Source organism: Bradyrhizobium sp. Ai1a-2 (genome assembly GCF_000426245.1).
Lineage (GTDB): Bacteria > Pseudomonadota > Alphaproteobacteria > Rhizobiales > Xanthobacteraceae > Bradyrhizobium.
This window is the reverse complement of record NZ_AUEZ01000008.1, coordinates 122,675-143,820: the sequence shown is the minus strand read 5'-3', so window position 1 is coordinate 143,820 and position 21,146 is coordinate 122,675. Positions and strand designations below refer to the sequence as shown.

Here is a 21,146-nt window from a genome sequence, read left to right as displayed (position 1 = left end):
TTTCGTCGAAGAGGCGGCGGCGCTGGCATCGATCACGCTGTTCATTGGAATGATCGCGATCTGGGCGCAGCTGATTCCGCAGTTCTGAGCGGGCAGGAGGGGCGTGCCGATTTCGTCGGCCGCCATCCCTGGGGAAAAGCCGGACGTCGCATCACGATGCCGCGTTCGGCGTGGACTTCGGGGACCGGAGGCATCACCATTGAGCGGCGAGTCGGGATTGGCGGCCTTGTGCCCGAACCCGGCGGCTCCGTCCCTCCGCGAAACCAAGGCCCTTCGAAGCACCCATGCCCAGTGCCGGATTCGTTCATCTTCACGTTCATTCGGCCTATTCGCTGCTGAAGGGTTCGATCAAGATCGCCAAGCTTGGCGAGCTCGCCAAGGCGGACCGCCAGCCGGCGCTCGCGCTAACCGACACCGACAACATGTTCGGTGCGTTGGAATTCTCCGACAAGATGGCCGGCTATGGCATCCAGCCGATCGTCGGCTGTGAGCTCGCGGTCGATTTCGGCGACGTCGATCCGAATTCGCGCAGCGTGCTGGCCGGCGCTCCAACCCGAATGGTGCTGCTCGCCGCGCGCGAGCGCGGCTATCGCAGCCTGATGCGGTTGAACTCGCGGGCGTTCCTGGAGACGCCCGTCCATCAGTTGCCGCATATCAAGTTCGACTGGCTGAAGGACGATGCCGAGGACCTGATCGCACTGACCGGCGGCCCGGACGGACCGATCGCGCTTGCGTTCGCGGCCGATCACGCGAGCCTTGCCGCCACGCGTTGCGACCGCCTGGCAAGCCTGTTCGGTGACCGCCTCTACATCGAGCTGCAGCGCCACGGCATCGACAAGGAGCGCCGCACCGAGGCCGGCCTGATCGATCTTGCCTATGCGAAGGGGTTGCCGCTGGTCGCGACCAACGAGCCCTATTTCGCGAGCACCGACGACTACGAGGCCCACGATGCGCTGCTGTGCATTGCCGGCGGCCGGCTGATCGCGGAGACGGATCGGGAGCAGCTCACGCCCGACCACCGCTTCAAGACGCGCGCCGAGATGGCGGTGCTGTTCGCGGATATTCCGGAAGCCCTGGCGTCGACGGTCGAGATCGCCGAGCGCTGCTCGTTCCGGCCGAAGACGCGCAAGCCGATCCTGCCGCGTTTCACGGTCGGTGCCGGATCGGCCTCCGATGCGGTGAGCGAGGAGGCCGCGGAGCTGAAGCGTCAGGCCGAGCAGGGGCTCGCGAGGCGTCTTCAAATCCATGGTCTGTCGCCGGGCATCACGGACGAGGACTATCAGAAGCGTCTCGCCTTCGAGATCGATGTCATCAACCGCATGAACTATGCGGGCTACTTCCTGATCGTTTCCGACTTCATCAAATGGGCGAAGGCCCACGACATTCCGGTCGGGCCGGGCCGTGGTTCCGGTGCAGGCTCGCTGGTTGCCTGGGCGCTGACTATTACCGATCTCGATCCGATCCGGTTCGGGCTGCTGTTCGAGCGCTTCCTCAATCCGGAACGCGTCTCGATGCCGGACTTCGACATCGACTTCTGCCAGGATCGCCGCGGCGAGGTGATCTCCTATGTGCAGGAACGCTACGGCCGCGATCAGGTGGCGCAGATCATCACCTTCGGTACGCTGCAGGCGCGCGGCGTGCTGCGCGACGTCGGCCGCGTGCTGCAGATGCCCTATGGCCAGGTCGACAAGCTGACCAAGCTGGTGCCGCAGAACCCGGCCGCGCCCGTGACGCTGGCGCAGGCGATCGAGGGCGAGCCCAAGCTGCAGGCTTTCCGCGACGAGGATCCGGTGATCGCGCGCGCCTTCGACATTGCGCAACGCCTGGAAGGTTTGACGCGCCACGCTTCGACCCATGCCGCCGGCATCGTGATCGGCGACCGCCCGTTGAGCGAGCTCGTGCCGCTCTACCGCGACCCCAAATCCGACATGCCGGTGACCCAGTTCAACATGAAATGGGTCGAGCCGGCGGGGCTCGTGAAGTTCGACTTCCTCGGCCTGAAGACGCTGACGGTACTCGACGTCGCCGTGAGGCTGCTCAAGCAGCGCGATGTGCATGTCGATCTGGCGACGCTGCCGATCGACGATGCCGACAGCTATCAGATGCTGGCGCGAGGCGATGTGGTCGGCGTGTTCCAGGTTGAAAGCCAGGGCATGCGGCGGGCGCTGATCGACATGCGGCCGGACCGTTTCGAGGACATCATCGCACTGGTCGCGCTCTATCGCCCCGGCCCGATGGCCAACATCCCGACCTACTGCGCGCGCAAGCACGGCGATGAAGAGCCGGAATATCTGCATCCGATCCTGGAGCCGATCCTGAAGGAGACGTTCGGCGTCATCATCTACCAGGAGCAGGTGATGCAGATCGCGCAGCAGATGGCGGGCTACACGCTCGGCCAAGCCGACCTGCTGCGCCGCGCGATGGGCAAGAAGATCCGCGCCGAGATGGAGAAGCAGCGCGAGGTCTTCGTCGCCGGCGCGGTCAAGAATGGCGTGCCGAAAGGGCAGGCGGACACGATCTTCGAATTGCTCGCCAAGTTCGCCGACTACGGCTTCAACAAGAGCCACGCTGCGGCCTATGCGCTGGTGTCCTATCAGACCGCCTACATGAAGGCGCATTACCCGGTGGAGTTCCTGGCAGCGTCGATGACGCTCGAACTCAACAACACGGATAAGCTCTCCGAATTCCGTTCCGAGGCGCAGCGGCTCGGCATCAAGGTCGAGCCGCCCGACATCAACCGCTCCGGCGCAACCTTCGAAGTCGGCGAAAACACCATCTATTACGCATTGGCCGCGCTGAAAGGCGTCGGTCTGCAGGCGGTCGAGCAGATCGTGGAGGAGCGGCGCAAGACCGCCTTCACCTCGCTGGCCGACTTCGCGGCGCGCGTGAGCCCGCGCGCGATCAACAAGCGCATCATCGAAAGCCTCGCCGCCGCCGGTGCCTTTGACAGGCTCGAGCCGAATCGGACCCGCGTCTTCGCCGGTGCGGACGCGATCCTCGCCGCCTGCCAGCGCAGCCATGAGGCTGCGACATCGGGCCAGAACGATATGTTCGGCGGGCTTTCGGACGCGCCGAGCATCGTTCTGCCTCAGATCGAGCCGTGGCTGCCGGCGGATCGGCTGCGACGCGAATATGACGCCATCGGCTTCTTCCTGTCGGGCCACCCGCTCGACGACTACGCCACAGCCTTGAAACGGCTACGCGTGCAGTCCTGGGCCGAGTTCTCGCGAGCGGTGAAGACAGGCGCGACCGCCGGCAAGGTCGCGGCAACCGTGGTGTCGCGCATGGAGCGGCGCACCAAGACCGGCAACAAGATGGGCATCATGGGCCTGTCCGATCCCACCGGCCATTTCGAGGCCGTGCTGTTCTCGGAAGGATTGGCGCAATACCGTGACGTGCTGGAGCCGGGCGCCGCCGTGCTCCTGCAGCTCGGCGCCGAGCTGCAGGGCGAGGACGTCCGCGCCCGCGTGCTGCACGCCGAGCCGCTCGATGCCGCCGCGGCCAAGACGCAAAAGGGCCTGCGCATCTTCCTGCGCGACACCAAGCCGCTGGACTCGATCGCCAAACGGCTTCAGCCCGGCAATGGCACCGGCGGCGATATCGCGCTGGTGCTGCGCCTCGATCTGGAGACCGAGGTCGAATTCAAGCTCGAAGGCCGCTTCCAGGTGTCCCCGCAGATCGCCGGGGCGATCAAGGCAGTCAGCGGCGTCGAGATGGTGGAGACGCTATGAGCGCCGGATTGCGGATCAGGCGGGCTGTGCTTATTTGTACACAGATTGGTACATTGGGTGAGATATGGCCTCCACCACATTCTCAGTGCGCGTAGATTCCGCGGCAAAGAAACGGCTGGAAAAGCTGGCCAAGAGCACCGGGCGCAGCCGTTCCTTTCTCGCCGCCGAGGCGATCAACGAGTACCTCGACGTCAACGAATGGCAGATTGCGGGTATAAAGCGCGCGATCGCCTCACTCGATCGTGGCGAGGGAATTTCGCACGAAGAGGTCAAAGACTGGGTGACATCGTGGGGTAGCGGCAAAGAAAAACCGTTCCCCAAGCGGACATGAGCGCCGTTTGGTCTCCTGAAGCTGTCGAGGACCTGATCGCGATACGAGCCTATATTGAGCAGAGCAGCCCCGCGGCGGCCAAGCGTATCGTGCTCCACGTCATGCACAATGTGGAGATGCTGCTATCCGATAATCCCGAAATGGGAAGGCCCGGCCGGGTTCCGGGAACGCGAGAACTGGTGATTCCGAAGACGCCGTATATCGTGCCCTATCGTGTGGCGGGCCAGACCGTCCAGGTCTTACGCGTATTTCATGGCGCTCGGCGGTGGCCCGAGACCCTTTAGGGGGCCAAGTCCCCCAAAACCGCCTATATTTCCTTGCTTCTGGCGGAAATCGCGGTATATAGCGCGCCATCTCACACGGAAACATGGCTCTAGAAGGCCGTCCGGTGGCAGCCGGGCCGAGAAGGTCCGTTTGCTCACACGTTTCCGGAGGAACCAACCGGAGAATCAGAACTATGGCGCTACCCGATTTCACCATGCGTCAGCTTTTGGAAGCTGGCGTGCACTTTGGCCACCAGGCCCACCGCTGGAACCCGAAAATGGCAGAGTACATTTTCGGCGCCCGCAACAACATCCATATCATCGATCTCGCCCAGACCGTGCCGATGCTGCATCGTGCGTTGCTGGCTGTCAGCGATACCGTCGCCAAGGGCGGCCGCATCCTGTTCGTCGGCACCAAGCGGCAGGCGCAGGACGGGGTCGCGGAAGCGGCCAAGCGCTCGGCGCAGTATTTCGTCAATTCGCGCTGGCTCGGCGGCACGCTGACCAACTGGAAGACGATCTCGGCCTCGATCAAGCGGCTGCGGCACCTGGACGAGGTGCTCTCGTCCGGCGAAGCCAATTCCTACACCAAGAAGGAACGGCTGACGCTGCAGCGCGAGCGCGACAAGCTCGATCGTTCGCTCGGCGGCATCAAGGACATGGGCGGCCTGCCCGACATGATCTTCGTGATCGACACCAACAAGGAAGACATCGCGATCCAGGAAGCGCAGCGGCTCAACATCCCGGTCGCCGCGATCGTCGACACCAATTCGGACCCCAAGGGCATCACCTATGTGGTGCCGGGCAATGACGACGCGGGTCGGGCGATTTCGCTCTATTGCGACCTGGTCGCGCGGGCTGCGATCGACGGCATCTCGCGCGCGCAGGGCGATTCCGGCATCGATGTCGGCGCCTCCGTCCAGCCGCAACAGGAAGAGCTCCCGGCGCCGTCGGCGGCGACCGGCTTCCAGGGGCTGCCGGGGCCGCGCGGCACTGCCGACAACCTCAAGAAGCTCACCGGCGTGTCGGGTGCGATCGAGAAGAAGCTCAACGATCTCGGCATCTTCCACTACTGGCAGCTCGCCGAGCTCGATCACGATACTGCGCACAAGATCGGCGAAGAAGTCGGTCTGCCGAGCCGTGCCGACGCCTGGGTCGCTCAGGCCAAGGCGCTCACCGCGGAAGCGGAATAACGCAAACGGCCGCCTGGCCGGACCTTTCCGGCCAGCGCTTCAATTCCCAGATCAAGGCATTCCCTGTCGCTGACGGCGGCGCCCCAAAGGCGCCGCCGCGCTTCACAGGCAAGAAGGAATTCAATGATGGCAACGATCACAGCAGCGATGGTCAAGGACCTGCGCGAGTCGACCGGCGCGGGAATGATGGATTGCAAGGCAGCGCTGACCGAGAGCGCCGGCGACATGCGGGCCGCGCAGGACTGGCTGCGCAAGAAGGGGCTGTCCAAGGCCGCCAAGAAGGCCGGCCGCGTTGCCGCCGAAGGTCTCATCGGCGCCCTGACCAAGAACACCAAGGGCGTCGTGGTCGAGGTCAATTCCGAGACCGACTTCGTTGCGCGCAACGATCAATTCCAGGGCCTGGTCAAGATGGTCGCCCAGGTCGCGCTCGAGGTCGGCGCCGATGTCGAGAAGATCAAGGCGGCCAAGGTCGGCGACGTCACGGTCGAGGCTGCGATCAACGACGCGATCGCGACCATCGGCGAGAACATGACGCTGCGCCGCGCAGCTTCGCTCGAGGTCGGCAAGGGCGTGGTGTCGAGCTACGTCCACAACGCCGTCACCGAGGGCGCCGGCAAGATGGGCGTGATCGTGGCGCTGGAATCGGCCGGCAAGACCGACGAACTCGCCGTGCTCGGCCGCCAGCTCGCCATGCACGTCGCTGCCGCCAACCCGCAGGCCATCGATCCCGCCGGGCTCGATCCCGACGTCGTCAGGCGCGAGAAGGACGTGCTGGCTGACAAATACCGTCAGCAGGGCAAGCCGGAGAATGTGATCGAGAAGATCGTCGAGTCCGGCCTGAAGACCTTCTACAAGGAAGTCTGCCTCTTGGAGCAGGCCTTCATCCACGATAGCGGAAAGTCCGTGGCGCAGGCGCTCAAGGAAGCTGAGGGTAAGGTCGGCGCGCCGGTGAAGATCGCTGGTTTTGTGCGCTATGCTCTCGGCGAGGGAATCGAGAAGCAGGAATCCGATTTCGCAGCCGAAGTCGCGGCGGCCAGCGGCAAGAAGTAACCGCGGGGATTGGACGGTTCCGGCGCCAGCGTGCCGGAACCTGCTTGCGCGGGGATTTGAGGAAGCGATCATGGCTGAGCCGGTCTATCGTCGCGTGGTGATCAAGCTTTCAGGCGAATACCTCGCCGGCAGCCAATCCTTCGGCATCGACCAGCCCACCATCGACCGCATCGCCGACGACCTCATCGCGGCGCGCCATCTCGGCACCGAGGTCGCCGTCGTGGTCGGTGGCGGCAACATGGTGCGCGGCGTGCAGGTGTCGTCCCAGGGCGTATCCCGTACCACCGGCGACACCATGGGCATGCTGGCGACCGTGATGAACTGCCTCGCGCTGGAATCGGCGATCGAGCGCAAGGGTACGCCGGCGCGGACCCTCTCGGCCTTCGTGATGCCGGAAATCTCCGAATTGTTCACCCGCAGTGCGGCGCACAAATACCTCGCCGAGGGCAAGATCATCCTGCTCGGCGGCGGAACCGGCAATCCGTTCTTCACCACGGATACCACCGCGGTGCTGCGCGCGGCCGAGATCGGCGCGAATGCGGTCCTGAAGGCCACCAATGTCGACGGCGTCTACAGCGCCGATCCCAAGAAGGACCCGTCGGCCAAACGTTTCGATCGCCTGACGCATTCGCAGGCCATCGAAGGCGGCTACAAGGTCATGGATGCGACCGCATTCGCGCTTGCCCGCGAGACGTCGCTGCCTATCATCGTGTTTTCGATCGCCGAGCCTGGCTCGATCGGCGCCATCCTGCGCGGCACGGGCCACGGTACGGTCGTCGCCGGCTGACGCTTGGGCGTTGCGGCACGGCGGTTGGTTTATCGAGCATGATCCGGAAAAGTGGAAACCGGTTTTCCGACAGATCATGCCAAAGCGAAGAGATGAGATCGTGATCCGACCTGGTCGGACAATGATCCAGAGGAAGGGAGAGCGTCATGCCCACGCCTGGTTTTGACATCAACGAATTGAAGCGCCGCATGCAAGGTGCGACCCAGTCCCTCAAGCACGAATTGGGCGGTCTGCGTACCGGCCGTGCCGCGGCTTCGATGCTGGAGCCGGTGCAGGTCGAGGCCTATGGCTCGCACATGCCGCTCAACCAGCTCGCCACTGTCACGGTGCCCGAACCGAGGCTGCTCTCGGTGCAGGTCTGGGACAAGTCGATGGTCAAGGCGGTGGAGAAGGCGATCGTCGATTCCAATCTCGGTCTCTCGCCTGCGACGGAAGGCCAGGTGCTACGGCTGCGCATTCCCGAACTCAACGCGGAGCGTCGCAAGGAGCTCGTCAAGGTCGCGCACAAATATGCCGAAGCGGCCAAGGTGGCGGTCCGCCACGTCCGCCGCGACGGGCTCGATGTCGTCAAGAAGCTCGAGAAGAACCACGAGATCTCCGAGGACGATCAGGAGCGGCTCGCCACCGAAGTGCAGAAAGCGACCGATGGCATGATCGCCGAGATCGATCAGTTGCTGGCGGCCAAGGAAAAGGAAATCCTGACCGTTTGACTTGGACAGCGCCGATGTCGAACGCCCCCGCACCTGCAACTGCCGGACCGGATCGAACCGGCAGTCCGCTGCATGTGGCCATCATCATGGACGGCAACGGACGCTGGGCGGCGGCACGCGGCCTGCCGCGCGCGGAGGGACATCGGCGCGGCGTGGAAGCGCTGCGCCGGGTGGTGCGCGCCTCCCACGAACTTGGCATCCTCTATCTCACCATCTTCTCGTTCTCGTCGGAGAACTGGTCGCGTCCGGCGACCGAGATCGGCGATCTGTTCGGCCTCTTGCGCCGCTTCATCCGCAATGATCTGGCGACGCTGCACCGGGACGGGGTGAGGGTGCGGGTCATCGGCGAGCGCGAAGGACTGGAGCCGGATATCTGCGCGTTGCTCAACGAAGCCGAAGAGCTCACGAAGGAAAACACCAAGCTCAATCTCGTCGTCGCCTTCAACTATGGCTCGCGCCAGGAGATCGCCGGCGCCGCGCGGCGGCTGGCGCAGGAGGTCGCGGAAGGAAAGCGCGATCCCGCATCGATCGATGCCGACACGCTCGGGCAATATCTCAACGCCCCCGACATTCCCGATCCCGATCTGATCATCCGCACCAGCGGCGAGCAGCGGCTGTCGAATTTCCTGATGTGGCAGGCGGCCTATAGCGAGCTGGTGTTCGTGCCGATCCACTGGCCGGATTTCGACAAGGCGGCGCTGGAAAGCGCGATCGCCGAATACGCCAGGCGCGAGCGCCGCTTCGGCGGTCTGGCTGCGAAAACCGCATCGTGACCCAAGATAAAGCCGCACCGGCGGCAACGAGTGAGCCACCATCGCGTAATCTGCTGATGCGCGTCGTCGCGGCGCTGGTATTGGCGCCGGTTGCGATTGCGATCGCCTACGCCGGCGGTTTTCTCTGGAATGTCCTGGTCATGCTCGCCGCGATCGGCCTCTATGTCGAATGGCTGATGATCATCGGCGTCGGCAGCAGGCTGCGCGTGATCGTGGCCGGTGCACTTGCGCTGGCGGCGGCAGGACTCTGTCTCGGGGCAGGGAGGCTTGACGCCGCACTATTGGTGCTGGCGATCGGGCTGATCGTGGTCGCGGTGAGTTCACCCGAGCAACGTCCCTGGACGATGGCCGGATTTTGCTATGCCGCCGTCGCGGAAGTTGCCTCGGTCCTGTTGCGGCAGGATCCGGAAGAAGGCTTCGTGGCGCTGATGTTCGTACTGTTGGTCGTGTGGGCGACCGACATCGGCGGCTATTTCGCCGGCCGCAGCATCGGCGGCCCCAAACTCTGGCCGCGGGTCAGCCCGAAGAAGACCTGGGCGGGCGCGGTCGGCAGCTTCGTCGGTAGTCTCGTCGTCGCGGCGGGTTTCGCGGTGTTCGACCTCGGCGCAGTTGTGCCGCTGCTTATTTTGGGCGCGGTGCTGTCAGTGGTTTCCCAGTTCGGCGATCTCTTCGAGTCCGCGGTGAAGCGGCGGTTCGGCGTGAAGGATTCCAGCCATCTCATTCCCGGCCATGGCGGGCTGATGGACCGGCTGGACGGCTTCGTCGCCGCGGTTGCTCTTGCTGCAATTTTCGGCTTCTTGCGGGGCGGCGCGGATGGCGTCGGCCGCGGTCTTATGGTTTGGTGAGCAAATGAGCGCTGTCCCATTGCGAAATAACAAGGCCGCGGCATCTGCGATCCGCACCGTGACCGTGCTGGGCGCCACCGGCTCGATCGGCGATAGCACCATGGACCTGCTGCGCGGTGCGCGCGATCGTTTCCGGGTCGAGGCGCTGACCGCCAATGGCAATGCGCAGGCGCTGGCCAAGCTCGCCCGGGAGTTCAACGCGCGCTTCGCGGCCGTGGCCGACCCCAGCAAGCTGTCGGAACTGAAGGAGGCGCTGGCGGGCACCCGGATCGAATGCGCCGCTGGCGAAAGCGCGATCATCGAGGCGGCTGCCCGGCCGGCCGATTGGGTCATGGCGGCGGTCAGTGGCGCGGCGGGCTTGAAGCCGGCGCTCGCGGCGGTCGATCGCGGCGCATCGGTCGCGCTCGCCAACAAGGAGTGTCTGGTCTGCGCCGGCGATTTCTTCATGCAGCGCGCGCAAACGGCAGGCGCCCGCATCTTGCCGGCTGATTCCGAGCATAACGCGCTGTTTCAGGCGCTGAGCTCCGGCAACCGCGAGGAACTTGTGCGGGTGATCATCACCGCTTCCGGCGGTCCGTTCCGCACCTGGGCTCCTGCTGACATCGAGCAGGCTACTCTGGAGCAGGCGCTGAAGCATCCGAACTGGAGCATGGGCCAGAAGATCACGATCGACTCGGCCTCGATGATGAACAAGGGGCTCGAAGTGATCGAGGCCTCCTATCTGTTCGCGCTGACGCCGGACCAGATCGACGTGCTCGTGCATCCGCAGTCGATCATCCATGGCATGGTGGAATTCTCGGACCGCTCGGTGGTCGCTCAACTCGGCACGCCCGACATGCGAATCCCGATCGCGCATTGCCTCGGCTGGCCTGATCGCATCGTCGGGCCGTCGGCAAAGCTCGACCTGGCCAAGATCGGCCAATTGACCTTCGAGGCGCCGGATTTCGAACGGTTTCCGGGGCTCCGGCTGGCTTACGAATCCTTAAGGACCGGTCGGGGCGCGACCACGGTATATAATGCAGCAAATGAGGTGGCTGTTGCCGCCTTCATTGCCGGCAAAATCAGGTTCGGCGCGATCGCGCGGCTGGTGGAGGCGACCTTGAACGACTGGATCAGGTCCGGCAATCTGGCGCCTCTGACGTCGGCGGATGATGCGATTTCCGTTGACCATAACGCGAGAAATAGGGCTGCCTCCCTATTGCCTCAAATTGCCCGAAAGGCATCTTAGAGGGTTGGAACCGGGCCTTTGGCCCTGGTCGAGGGGACCTGAATGACCGAGTTTTTCCTACATAGTTTCAATGCGTTGAGCCACGGGATTCTTGGTTATGTGGTTCCCTTCCTGTTCGTCCTGACCATTGTCGTTTTCTTTCACGAACTGGGCCATTTCCTGGTGGCTCGCTGGGTCGGCGTCAAAGTGCTGACCTTCTCGCTCGGCTTCGGTCCGGAACTGTTCGGCTTCAACGACCGCCATGGCACGCGCTGGAAGGTTTCCGCCATCCCGCTCGGCGGCTATGTGAAATTTTTCGGCGACGACAGCGAAGCTTCGACGCCTTCGACCGAGAGCCTCTCGGCCATGACCGCCGACGAGCGCAAGGGCAGCTTCCACCACAAGAAGGTCGCGCCGCGCGCGGCCATCGTCGCCGCCGGACCGATCGCCAATTTCATCCTGGCGATCGTGATCTTCACCTGTCTGTTCACCTTCTTCGGCAAGCCGAGCACCACGGCCCAGGTCGATAAGATCGAGCCGGCGAGTGCCGCGGCGACCGCCGGTTTCCAGGTCGGCGACGTCATCACGGCGATCGACGGTACCGCGATCGACAGCTTCTCCGACATGCAGCGCATCGTCAGCATCCATGGCGGCGACCGGCTCACCTTCACCATCAAGCGCAGCGGTTCCACGATCCAGTTGCAGGCGACGCCTGAGATTCGCGACGTCAAGGATCCGTTCGGGAACAGCCACCGGCAGGGCATTCTGGGAATCACCCGCGCCACCGCGCCGGGTGAGGCCGTGACCGAGCGGGTCGATCCCGCCACCGCGCTCTGGCTTGGAGTGAAGGAGACCTGGTTCGTGGTCGACCGGACGCTGTCCTACATCGGCGGTGTCTTCACTGGCCGCGAGGCGGCCAACCAGGTCGGCGGACCGCTCGGGATTGCGCGAATCTCGGGTCAGGTCGCCAGCATCGGCATCGCCGCGCTGATTCACCTTGCCGCCGTGCTCTCGATCTCGATCGGCCTCCTCAACCTGTTCCCGGTACCGCTGCTCGATGGCGGCCACCTTTTGTTCTATGCGGTCGAGGCGATCCGTGGCCGGCCTTTATCGGAACGCGCGCAAGAAGTGGGGTTCCGAATCGGGCTGGCTCTAGTGCTAATGCTGATGGTGTTCGCGACCTACAACGACATCTTGCATCTCGCGGCATCGTGAAACGGCTTTTTTGTGGCGTTGCCTAACGGCAACGTCTTGGAATGAAAATGGAATTGCACAGCCGTCAGTCGGTTGCCGACGTAACAAAATTGGCTACAAGCTGTGCAGCAAGGTTGGGAATCTGCCGGTCCGTTGGGGAACGGGCTGGCCGTGGAATGATAAGGGCGCGGTGCGCATGATTGTTGGAATGCGAGTGCGGGGGGGCTTGCTTGCCGCTCTGATCATGTTCGCTGTGCCAGTGGCTGCCTCGCTGGCGGCTATGCTTGTGTCTGCGCCTGCTGCTGCCCAGACGGTGGATTCGATCACGGTGGAGGGGAACCGCCGTGTCGAGATCGAGACCATCCGCTCCTATTTCAAGCCCAGCGCGGGTGGGCGCCTGAGTCAGGCCGACATGGATGACGGCCTGAAGGCGCTGATCGAGACCGGTCTGTTCCAGGACGTCCAAATCCGCACGGCGGGCGGCCGCGTCATCGTCACCGTGGTGGAAAACCCCGTGATCGGCCGCATCGCCTTCGAGGGTAACAAGAAGGTCAAGGACGATCAGCTTTCGGCGGAAATCCAGTCCAAGCCGCGCGGCACCTTCTCGCGTCCGATGGTGCAGTCCGATGCGCAGCGCATCGCCGAAATCTACCGTCGCTCGGGCCGCTATGACGTGCGCGTCAACCCGGAAATCATCGAGCAGCCGAATAATCGCGTCGACCTGATCTTCACCATCACCGAAGGCCAGAAGACCGGTGTCCGGTCGATCGAATTCATCGGCAACAACTACTATTCCGCTTATCGCCTGCGCGACGTCATCAAGACTCGCGAATCAAACCTGCTGAGCTTCCTCGGCGGCGCCGACACTTACGATCCCGATCGTGTCGAGGCCGACCGCGACCTGATTCGCCGCTTCTACCTCAAGCATGGCTTCGCCGACGTGCAGGTGGTGGCCGCGCTGACTGAATACGATCCCGATAAGAAGGGCTTCCTCGTCACCTTCAAGATCGAGGAGGGGCAGCAATATCGGGTGGCATCCGTCAGCTACCAGTCCTCGATCGCGACGCTGGATCCGAACTCGCTGAGATCGTTCTCGCGCGTCGATGTCGGCTCGCTGTACAACGCCGAGGCGCTGGAGAAATCGGTTGAGGAAATGCAGATCGAAGCCTCGCGGCGCGGCTACGCCTTCGCCGTGGTGCGGCCGCGCGGCGATCGCAATTTCGAGAATCACACGGTCTCGATCGTGTTCGCTGTGGACGAAGGCCCGCGGACCTATATCGAGCGCATCAATATTCGCGGCAATACCCGCACCCGCGACTACGTGATCCGCCGCGAGTTCGATCTTTCCGAGGGTGACGCCTACAACCGCGCCCTGGTCGACCGCGCCGAGCGGCGGCTCAAGAACCTCGACTTCTTCAAGAGCGTGAAGATCACCACCGAGCCTGGCTCCTCCAGCGACCGCGTGATCCTGGTCGTCGATCTCGAGGAGAAGTCGACCGGCGACTTCTCGGTCTCGGGCGGCTATTCGACCACGGACGGTGCGCTCGCCGAAGTCAGTATCTCGGAGCGCAACTTCCTGGGGCGGGGCCTGTTCGCGAAGGCGTCCGTGACCTACGGACAATATGCGCGCGGCTACTCGCTGTCGTTTGTCGAGCCGTACCTGCTCGACTATCGCGTGGCGCTCGGCCTCGACCTGTATCAGCGCCAGCAACTCGCAAACAGCTATATTTCGTACGGTACCGAAACGCTCGGCTTCAGCCCGCGGCTAGGCTTCAGCCTGCGTGAAGACCTCGCGTTGCAGCTCCGCTACTCGATCTATCAGCAGAAGATCAGCCTGCCGTTCCAGCTCGCGAACTGTAACAACAATCCCAACAACGGCCTGCTTGCCTTCAACCCGTCGCCGGCCTGGGTTGAGGCGAACGGAGCTGCTGCTGCGAACGCGCTGGGCGCGGTCGACGCCTCCGGCCTCGGCCTGTGGTGCTACAGCGACGGCGAAGCTTCGCTGCCGGTCCGCAAGGAGCTGCAGGGCGGCAAGACGCTCACGTCGGCGCTCGGCTACTCGCTCAACTACAACACGCTCGACAACAACAAGAACCCGACCGACGGCCTCCTGGTCGACTTCAAGCAGGACTTTGCCGGCGTCGGTGGCGACGTCAGCTACATCAAGACCGCGATCGACGTGAAGTACTACACCCCGCTGGTTGCCGATATCGTCGGCCTGATCCATGCTCAGGGCGGCATTCTCAACCAGATCGGCAACGATCAGCTCCGTATGCTCGATCACTTCCAGATGGGCCCGAACCTGGTCCGCGGTTTCGCTCCGAACGGCATCGGTCCGCGCGACATCAACCCGTTCGGTACGATGGATGCGCTCGGCGGTACCAAGTACTGGGGCGTGTCGGCGGAACTGCAGATGCCATTCTGGTTCCTGCCGAAGGAAGTCGGGCTCAAGGGGTCGATCTATGCCGACGCCGGTGGTCTGTATGACTATAAGGGACCGACGTCGTGGGCGGAGACGGGCGAAGTCAACTTGCCGGGCTGCATTCCGCCAACCATCGGCAACGGGGTGGTCCCGTCCAATCCTGGAACCTGCCTCGGACTGCAGTATGATAATGGTAACGTCGTGCGCACGTCGGTCGGTGTCGGCTTGATCTGGGCCTCGCCGTTTGGTCCGCTGCGCTTCGACTATGCGGTTCCGCTTACCAAGGGTCAGTTCGATCGCGTGCAGGAATTCAAGTTTGGCGGCGGAACGTCGTTCTAACCGCGATCGTCGGCCGCACTGCGACGGATGGAATGGCGCAGCCGATCTTCTTTAAGAGTCCTCCTTCGTCGACGCTGGCTGAGATCGCCGCGTTGACGAAGGCGCATTTGGTCGACCCCTCCAGGGGCGGCCACGTGATCAGGGGGCTTGCCTCGCTCGACGAGGCCGGTCCCATGCATCTGACTTTTTTTGACAACCTCAAATATGTCGACCAGCTTGCCTCCACCAAGGCCGGCGCCTGCCTGGTCAGCCCGCGCTTCGAGGCCGAGGTTCCCGCTCACGTGGCTGTGCTGCGCGCGGCGAAGCCCTTCCACGCCTTCGTGCAGCTGGCCCGGCAATGGCATAGCGACGCGCTGAGGCCCGGCTCATGGTTCGGCGTCGAGGGCATCGCGCCGTCGGCGATCATCGACCCCTCGGCGCATCTGGAGGACGGCGTGATCGTCGACCCGCTGGCGGTGATCGGGGCCAGGGTCGAGATCGGGTCCGGCACCATCGTCGGGGCGGGCGCGGTGATCGCGGCCGACGTCAAGATCGGGCGCGACTGCAATGTCGGCGCCAAGACGACGATCCAGAACGCCCTGATCGGCAACAACGTGCTGATCCATCCCGGCTGCAATATCGGCCAGGACGGCTACGGCTTCATCTTCTTCGGGCCCGACGGCCACCTCAAGGTACCGCAGACCGGGCGGGTCCTGATCCAGAACGATGTCGAGGTCGGCGCCGGTTCCACGATCGACCGCGGTAGCCTGCGCGACACCGTGATCGGCGAGGGCACCAAAATCGACAACCAGGTCCAGATCGGCCACAACGTGACCATCGGCAGGCACTGCCTGCTCGCAGCCCAGATCGGGCTCGCGGGCAGCCTGACGATCGGCGACAATGTCGCGCTGGGCGCCAAGGTGGGCATCAACAACCACCTGAAGATTGGCGATGGCGCCCAGGTCACGGCGATGAGCGCCGTGAAGGACGACATTCCAGCCAAGGGCCGCTGGGGTGGTCACTTTGCCAAACCGACCAAACAGTGGTTTAGGGAGATCCTTGCGGTGGAGCGCCTGGTGCGCGACGGTGCGCCGGATTCGAAAGGCGAGGAAAGGGAGTGATGGAGGAGTCACCGGTCAGGTTCGAGCTTGTGGATATCAACGACATCCTCAAGACGCTGCCGCACCGCTATCCGATGCTGTTGATCGACCGGGTCATCAACATCCGCGCCGACCATAGCGGCATCGGCGTCAAGAACGTCACGTACAACGAGCCATCGTTCCTTGGGCATTTTCCTGAACGCCCGGTCTATCCCGGCGTGATGATGATCGAAGCCATGGCGCAGACCGCCGGCGTGATCGGCATCAAGTCGGTGGAGGGCACCGAGAAGCCGCGCGCCGTCTACTTCCTCACCATCGACAAGTGCAAATTCCGTAAGCCCGTGATGCCCGGCGACACCATTGAGTACCACATGCGTTCGATCGGCCGCCGCAAGACCATGTGGTGGTTTCACGGCGATGCCAAGGTCAACGGTCAGATCGTCGCCGAAGCCGATGTCGGCGCGATGCTGACGGACTGATCGGCTCGGCACGCCCTCGATCTCCGGACGCGATCCGTGTACGACGCCTGCAACAGGCCGTCATGATACGTCACTGGACATGCCGGGCGATGTCGCGCTAACCACCGGAAAATTCGATTGTTTAGCGCGCTTGCGCATCAACCAGTAGCGGGCCCTTTGGAATGAGCATGATCGATCCCACCGCGCGGATTGCGGATGGCGCCGTGATCGGCGAGGGCACCTCGATCGGCCCCTATTGCGTTATCGGCCCCAACGTCGTGATCGGCGAGAACTGCAAGCTCGTTGCGCATGTGACGGTCTCCGGCCACACGTCGATCGGCGCAGAATGCGTGATTTCGCCGTTTGCGGTGCTTGGCGGGCCGCCGCAGGATCTGAGCTACCGCGGAGAGCCGACGCGACTTGAGATCGGCACCGGCTGCACCATTCGCGAAGGCGTGACGATGAACATCGGCACGATGAAAGGCGGTGGGCTGACGCGCGTCGGCGACCGCGGCTATTTCATGAACAACAGCCATGTCGGTCATGACTGCACGGTCGGCAATGATGTGATCTTCGCCACGTCAGCCACGCTTGGCGGTCACTGCGAGATCGGAGATTTCGTCTATATCGGCGGGCTCTCGGCCGTGCACCAGTTCACGCGGATCGGGCGGCAGGTGATGGTCGGCGGCGTCTGCGGCGTGCGCGACGACATCATCCCGTTCGGCCTCGCCAACGGCCAGTATGCCGTGCTCGAAGGCCTTAACATTATCGGCATGAAGCGCCGCAAGTTCACCAGGGAGCGGCTGGTGACCGTTCGCGCCTTCTACCAAAAGCTGTTCCACGGGGAAGGCGTCTTCGCCGAGCGATTGGCCGCGGTGCAGCCGCTGGCGGCCGAGGATCCGGCGATCGCCGAGATCCTCGCCTTCATCGGCAAGGGCAAGCGGCCGCTCTGTCTTCCGGCTGTTGACGGCACGCACTGATGCGAGGGGCGCCCGAGCCATGACGTCAGCGGCTCCAGCGATTTCCTCTCCGGTTGGCGTCATCGCAGGCGGTGGCACCATGCCGTTTGCGGTCGCGGAGTCGCTTGCCAAACGCGGCATCGCGCCGGTGCTGTTCGCGCTGCGCGGCGCGTGTGATCCCGTCCGTGTCGAGGGCTTCCGCCATCGCTGGATTTCCGTCGGTCAGCTCGGGCGGGCCACCAAATTGTTTCGCGAAGAGGGCTGCCGCGACCTGATCTTCATCGGTACCTTGATGCGGCCGGCGCTCTCCGAAATCCGGCTGGATCTGAAGACGCTCCGCGTTCTCGGAAACGTCATTCGCGCGTTTCGAGGCGGTGACGATCATCTGCTATCCGGCGTCGGCCGCATTCTCGAACAGGATGGATTTCGCATGGTCGGGATCAAGGATGTCGCCCCGGATCTATTGATGCCCGAAGGCTGTATCACGCGCGCGACGCCGGCCGCCAATGCCAGTGCCGACATTGTGCGGGGACGCGAGGTGCTTGCCGCGCTCGGCCCGTTCGACATCGGCCAGGCCGCGGTCGTGATCGACGGTCACGTGGTGGCGGTTGAGGACATCGAGGGCACCGACGGGCTCCTGGCGCGCGTGGCGCGGCTGCGTGCCGACGGTCGCATCCGTGCGCCGAGCGGCCGCGGCGTGCTAGTGAAGGCGCCGAAGAGCAGCCAGGACCTGCGCTACGATCTGCCGACCATCGGGCCGCGCACGGTCGAGGGCGCCGCGAAAGCGGGCCTTGCCGGGATTGCCGTCATTGCCGGCAACACGCTTGCCGCCGAACCGCAGGCCATGATCGAGGCTGCGGACGCAGGACGGCTTTTCGTCGTCGGTTTGCCAAGCTGATGCACGGCCGCGCCCCAGACATCACGCGCAAGATCTTCCTGATCGCGACGGAGGAATCCGGTGATCGCCTCGGGGCTGCGCTGATGAAGGTGTTGCGCCAGCGGCTCGGCGATGCCGTGCAATTTGCCGGTGTCGGCGGCCGCATGATGGCGCGCGAGGGCCTCGCGTCGCTGTTTCCGATCGAAGAACTCTCGATCGTCGGCCTTGCCGCGGTGGTGCAGCAGTTGCCGAAAATCCTGCGATTGATTCAGCGCGCCACTGATGCCGTGATCGATGCGGCACCTGATGTGCTCGTCATCATCGATAGCCCCGATTTCACCCATCGCGTCGCCCGCCGCGTTCGCTCGCGCAATCCCGCCATTCCGATCGTCGACTATGTGTCGCCGTCGGTCTGGGCCTGGCGGCCGGGCAGGGCGCGCGCGATGCTCGGTTATGTCGACCACGTGCTGGCGCTGTTGCCGTTCGAGCCGGAAGAATATCGCAAGCTCCGCGGTCCGCCCTGCAGCTATGTCGGCCATCCCCTGACCGAGCAGTTTGCCTCGCTGCGTCCGAATGCCGAGGAAGCTAAGCGGCGCGATGCGCAGCCGCCGGTCCTGCTGGTGCTGCCCGGGAGCCGGCGCAGCGAGATCAGGCATCACCTCGCGCTGTTCGGCGAAACGCTGGGGCGATTGCGCGCAAGCGGCGTTGCATTCGAGCCGGTGCTGCCGACCATGCCGCATCTGGAAGCTGTGATCCGCGAGGGCGTGCAGGGCTGGCAGGTCACGCCGCAAATCGTGGTCGGCGAGAGCGAGAAGCGCGCCGCGTTCAGGATCGCACATGCCGCGTTCGCCAAATCCGGCACCGTGACGCTGGAGCTGGCGCTGTCAGGCGTTCCCATGGTGACGGCCTATCGCGTCGGCGCCGTCGAAGCTTTCATCCTGCGCCGTGCGATCCGTGTGCCGTCGGTGATCCTCGCCAATCTCGTGATCGGCGAGGAAGTCATCCCCGAGTTTCTGCAGGAGAACGCGACGCCCGAAAAGCTGTCGCAGGCGCTCGGCGAGGTGCTCGCGGATTCCGCGCTGCGCAGGAGCCAGGTCGAGGCCTTCGCCACGATGGACGCGATCATGTCGACCGGTGACCAGCCGCCGAGCGTTCGCGCCGCCGACATCGTGCTGGCGACGATGCGGAACGGCCGGCGGACGAACTAGCCGTCACGCCGCGCGCATCGGGCCCGGCTTCATTCAGCCTTGGACTGGCGGTCAGATCTCCATCGGCCCGCTTGAGCCATACTTCGCTGAAGAGAAAGCTCCCTAGCCTGTTGCAGTTGCGACTTAGTTGCATGAAGCTTGCCTAGCGGAACTGCCTGTGTCAATCCTGATTGCGAGTAATTCGCAACTGGGGTGGGGCGACCGTGAGGGTGAGGCGTCGGATCGACAATTTCGGAGAGGTCTGCAGTCGAACTGCGAATGCGTCGCAATTGCACCTTGGGTTTCGTCGTCGACCGCGAACCTCAATGGTGGCGGGCCTGGTGGCTGCCTCTCTTGTTTCCGTGCCCGCCGTCGCTGGCGACGCGGCCTCGCTGAACGGCATCCCACCGTCATCAATCGCGACCAGCCTGCCGGATGACGGCGATCCCACGGGCGCGCGAAGATGGCTCGCAGAACGCGGGATCACTCTTGGGCTGATCTACACCGGCGAAGCGCTGCGCAACCTGTCCGGAGGCGTTCGGCGAGGGGGACTCTATGAGGGCAAGCTCGAGGGTTTCATCGCGGCGGACCTGGAGAAGCTCGCGGGTTGGCGGGGGTTGGGCTTCTTCGGCAACGCCTTCCAGATCCATCATACGGCCGGGCTGCGCGACCAGCATTTCGAGAGCCTGATCACGATCAGCAACATCGAGGCTGTGCCGTCGACACGGCTGTCCGAGTTATGGCTCGAGCAGAAGCTGTTCGACGACCGCTTCAGCATCCGCATCGGCCAGCTTGCGGCGGACACCGAATTCTTCGTCAGCGACTACAGCAAGACGCTCATCAGCAGCGACTGGCCGACAATCGCCGGTGGCAACTTGCCGAGCGGCGGACCGGCCTATCCTCTTGCCACGCCAGGCATCCGACTGAAATTCGATCCCAGCCCGAGCTGGACGGCCCTGGTCGGATTGTTCAACGGCGATCCGGGTGGCCAAGCAACCGTCAATCGCACCGGCACCAATTTCCGCGTGAACGATCCGCCCCTGCTAATGGGAGAACTGCAGTATCGCTACAATCAGGACAAGCACTCGCACGGGCTGGCCGGCATGTTGCGGCTCGGTGGATGGCACCATTTCGGGATGTTCGCGGACATGAGGTTCGACGACGCCGGTCTTTCGCAGGCGAGCCCGTTCAGCAGCGGGTACGCCCGTCTGTTTCGCGGTTCGAGCGGCATCTACGGCATCATCGATCAGCAAATCTATCGCCCCGAGGGCGGGGACGCCGCAAGCGGCATCGCCGTGTTCAGCCGGATCTCGGGCACTCCATCGGATCGCAACCTGATCGACTTCTTCCTCGATACCGGAATTGTTTTTTCGGGACTGCTGCCCGGCAGACCCGAGGACAAGCTCGGTGCTTCATTGATCTGCGCGCATATCTCCGATCGGGCGCGCGCGCTCGATCGCGACATGATCGATATGACTGGAATCCATCAGCCGCTCAGGGATTTCGAGCTCACGTTCGAGCTCTCCTATCAGGCTCAGATCAAACCGGGCTGGACGCTTCAGCCGGTCTTTGAATACGTCGTCCATCCCGGCGGACACGTTCCGGATCCGATCTTGCCAAGTTCGCCGGTGAAGAGCGGAGCGCTGATCGGCGTCCGCAGCACGATCGCGTATTAGAGAGCATGCTCCGGAAAAGTGGCGCCGGTTTTGCGCGGCGCCCTGCGGCAAACAAAAACGGCGCC

The 21,146-nt window shown here is 63.9% G+C and carries 18 protein-coding genes; all 18 read left to right on the top strand.

Features of this window, described 5'->3' with window-relative positions:
• The first annotated feature begins 284 nt into the window (after positions 1–284).
• A complete protein-coding gene (gene dnaE / locus K288_RS0108660; RefSeq protein ID WP_027579179.1) occupies positions 285–3,731 on the top strand; it encodes a DNA polymerase III subunit alpha in 3,447 nt (1,148 codons plus the stop codon).
• Positions 3,732–3,795: 64 nt separating this feature from the next.
• On the top strand, positions 3,796–4,062 hold the full coding sequence (locus tag K288_RS45060) for a CopG family ribbon-helix-helix protein (protein WP_027579178.1): 267 nt from the start codon (positions 3,796–3,798) through the stop codon (positions 4,060–4,062).
• The gene (locus tag K288_RS0108650) at positions 4,059–4,346 is read left to right on the top strand and encodes a type II toxin-antitoxin system RelE/ParE family toxin (protein ID WP_027579177.1); all 288 of its coding nucleotides are present in this window, start codon (positions 4,059–4,061) and stop codon (positions 4,344–4,346) included. Before K288_RS45060 ends, K288_RS0108650 begins: the two co-directional genes overlap by 4 nt.
• Before the next feature lie 173 nt (positions 4,347–4,519).
• Complete coding sequence (locus K288_RS0108645; protein ID WP_027579176.1) at positions 4,520–5,518, top strand: 30S ribosomal protein S2; 999 nt, start codon at positions 4,520–4,522, stop codon at positions 5,516–5,518.
• 126 nt (positions 5,519–5,644) lie between these two features.
• Complete coding sequence (gene tsf, locus K288_RS0108640) at positions 5,645–6,568, top strand: translation elongation factor Ts (RefSeq protein ID WP_027579175.1); 924 nt, start codon at positions 5,645–5,647, stop codon at positions 6,566–6,568.
• Between the two features lie 70 nt (positions 6,569–6,638).
• A complete protein-coding gene (gene pyrH, locus K288_RS0108635; protein ID WP_027579174.1) occupies positions 6,639–7,355 on the top strand; it encodes a UMP kinase in 717 nt (238 codons plus the stop codon).
• Positions 7,356–7,501: 146 nt separating this feature from the next.
• Complete coding sequence (gene frr, locus K288_RS0108630) at positions 7,502–8,065, top strand: ribosome recycling factor (RefSeq protein WP_027579173.1); 564 nt, start codon at positions 7,502–7,504, stop codon at positions 8,063–8,065.
• Positions 8,066–8,079: 14 nt separating this feature from the next.
• Positions 8,080–8,838: an isoprenyl transferase gene (locus K288_RS0108625; RefSeq protein ID WP_027579172.1), complete on the top strand. Its 759-nt coding sequence runs from the start codon at positions 8,080–8,082 to the stop codon at positions 8,836–8,838.
• Positions 8,835–9,683 (top strand): phosphatidate cytidylyltransferase, encoded by an 849-nt coding sequence (locus tag K288_RS0108620; RefSeq protein WP_027579171.1) that lies wholly within the window; start codon positions 8,835–8,837, stop codon positions 9,681–9,683. The genes K288_RS0108625 and K288_RS0108620 overlap by 4 nt, the downstream gene beginning before the upstream one ends.
• A 4-nt stretch (positions 9,684–9,687) precedes the next feature.
• Entirely contained in the window at positions 9,688–10,911 is a 1,224-nt protein-coding gene (gene dxr, locus K288_RS0108615; RefSeq protein ID WP_027579170.1) for a 1-deoxy-D-xylulose-5-phosphate reductoisomerase, read from the top strand.
• Between the two features lie 42 nt (positions 10,912–10,953).
• Positions 10,954–12,105, top strand: coding sequence for an RIP metalloprotease RseP (rseP, locus tag K288_RS0108610; RefSeq protein WP_027579169.1), 1,152 nt, complete (start codon positions 10,954–10,956; stop codon positions 12,103–12,105).
• A 175-nt stretch (positions 12,106–12,280) separates the two neighbouring features.
• Positions 12,281–14,845 carry an outer membrane protein assembly factor BamA gene (bamA, locus tag K288_RS0108605; RefSeq protein WP_027579168.1) on the top strand — a complete coding sequence of 855 codons (2,565 nt, stop codon included), beginning with the start codon at positions 12,281–12,283 and terminating at the stop codon, positions 14,843–14,845.
• Positions 14,846–14,877: 32 nt separating this feature from the next.
• Positions 14,878–15,945 carry a UDP-3-O-(3-hydroxymyristoyl)glucosamine N-acyltransferase gene (gene lpxD, locus K288_RS0108600; protein ID WP_027579167.1) on the top strand — a complete coding sequence of 356 codons (1,068 nt, stop codon included), beginning with the start codon at positions 14,878–14,880 and terminating at the stop codon, positions 15,943–15,945.
• Positions 15,945–16,403, top strand: a complete 459-nt coding sequence (fabZ, locus tag K288_RS0108595; protein ID WP_027579166.1) for a 3-hydroxyacyl-ACP dehydratase FabZ — start codon at positions 15,945–15,947, stop codon at positions 16,401–16,403. The genes lpxD and fabZ overlap by 1 nt, the downstream gene beginning before the upstream one ends.
• A gap of 161 nt (positions 16,404–16,564) precedes the next feature.
• Positions 16,565–17,362, top strand: coding sequence for an acyl-ACP--UDP-N-acetylglucosamine O-acyltransferase (gene lpxA, locus K288_RS0108590; protein WP_027579165.1), 798 nt, complete (start codon positions 16,565–16,567; stop codon positions 17,360–17,362).
• A 19-nt stretch (positions 17,363–17,381) separates the two neighbouring features.
• Positions 17,382–18,239: a UDP-2,3-diacylglucosamine diphosphatase LpxI gene (gene lpxI / locus K288_RS0108585; RefSeq protein ID WP_027579164.1), complete on the top strand. Its 858-nt coding sequence runs from the start codon at positions 17,382–17,384 to the stop codon at positions 18,237–18,239.
• On the top strand, positions 18,236–19,426 hold the full coding sequence (lpxB, locus tag K288_RS0108580; protein WP_152535439.1) for a lipid-A-disaccharide synthase: 1,191 nt from the start codon (positions 18,236–18,238) through the stop codon (positions 19,424–19,426). Before lpxI ends, lpxB begins: the two co-directional genes overlap by 4 nt.
• 320 nt (positions 19,427–19,746) lie before the next feature.
• Complete coding sequence (locus K288_RS0108575) at positions 19,747–21,081, top strand: carbohydrate porin (RefSeq protein ID WP_244443106.1); 1,335 nt, start codon at positions 19,747–19,749, stop codon at positions 21,079–21,081.
• The last annotated feature ends 65 nt before the right edge of the window (positions 21,082–21,146 follow it).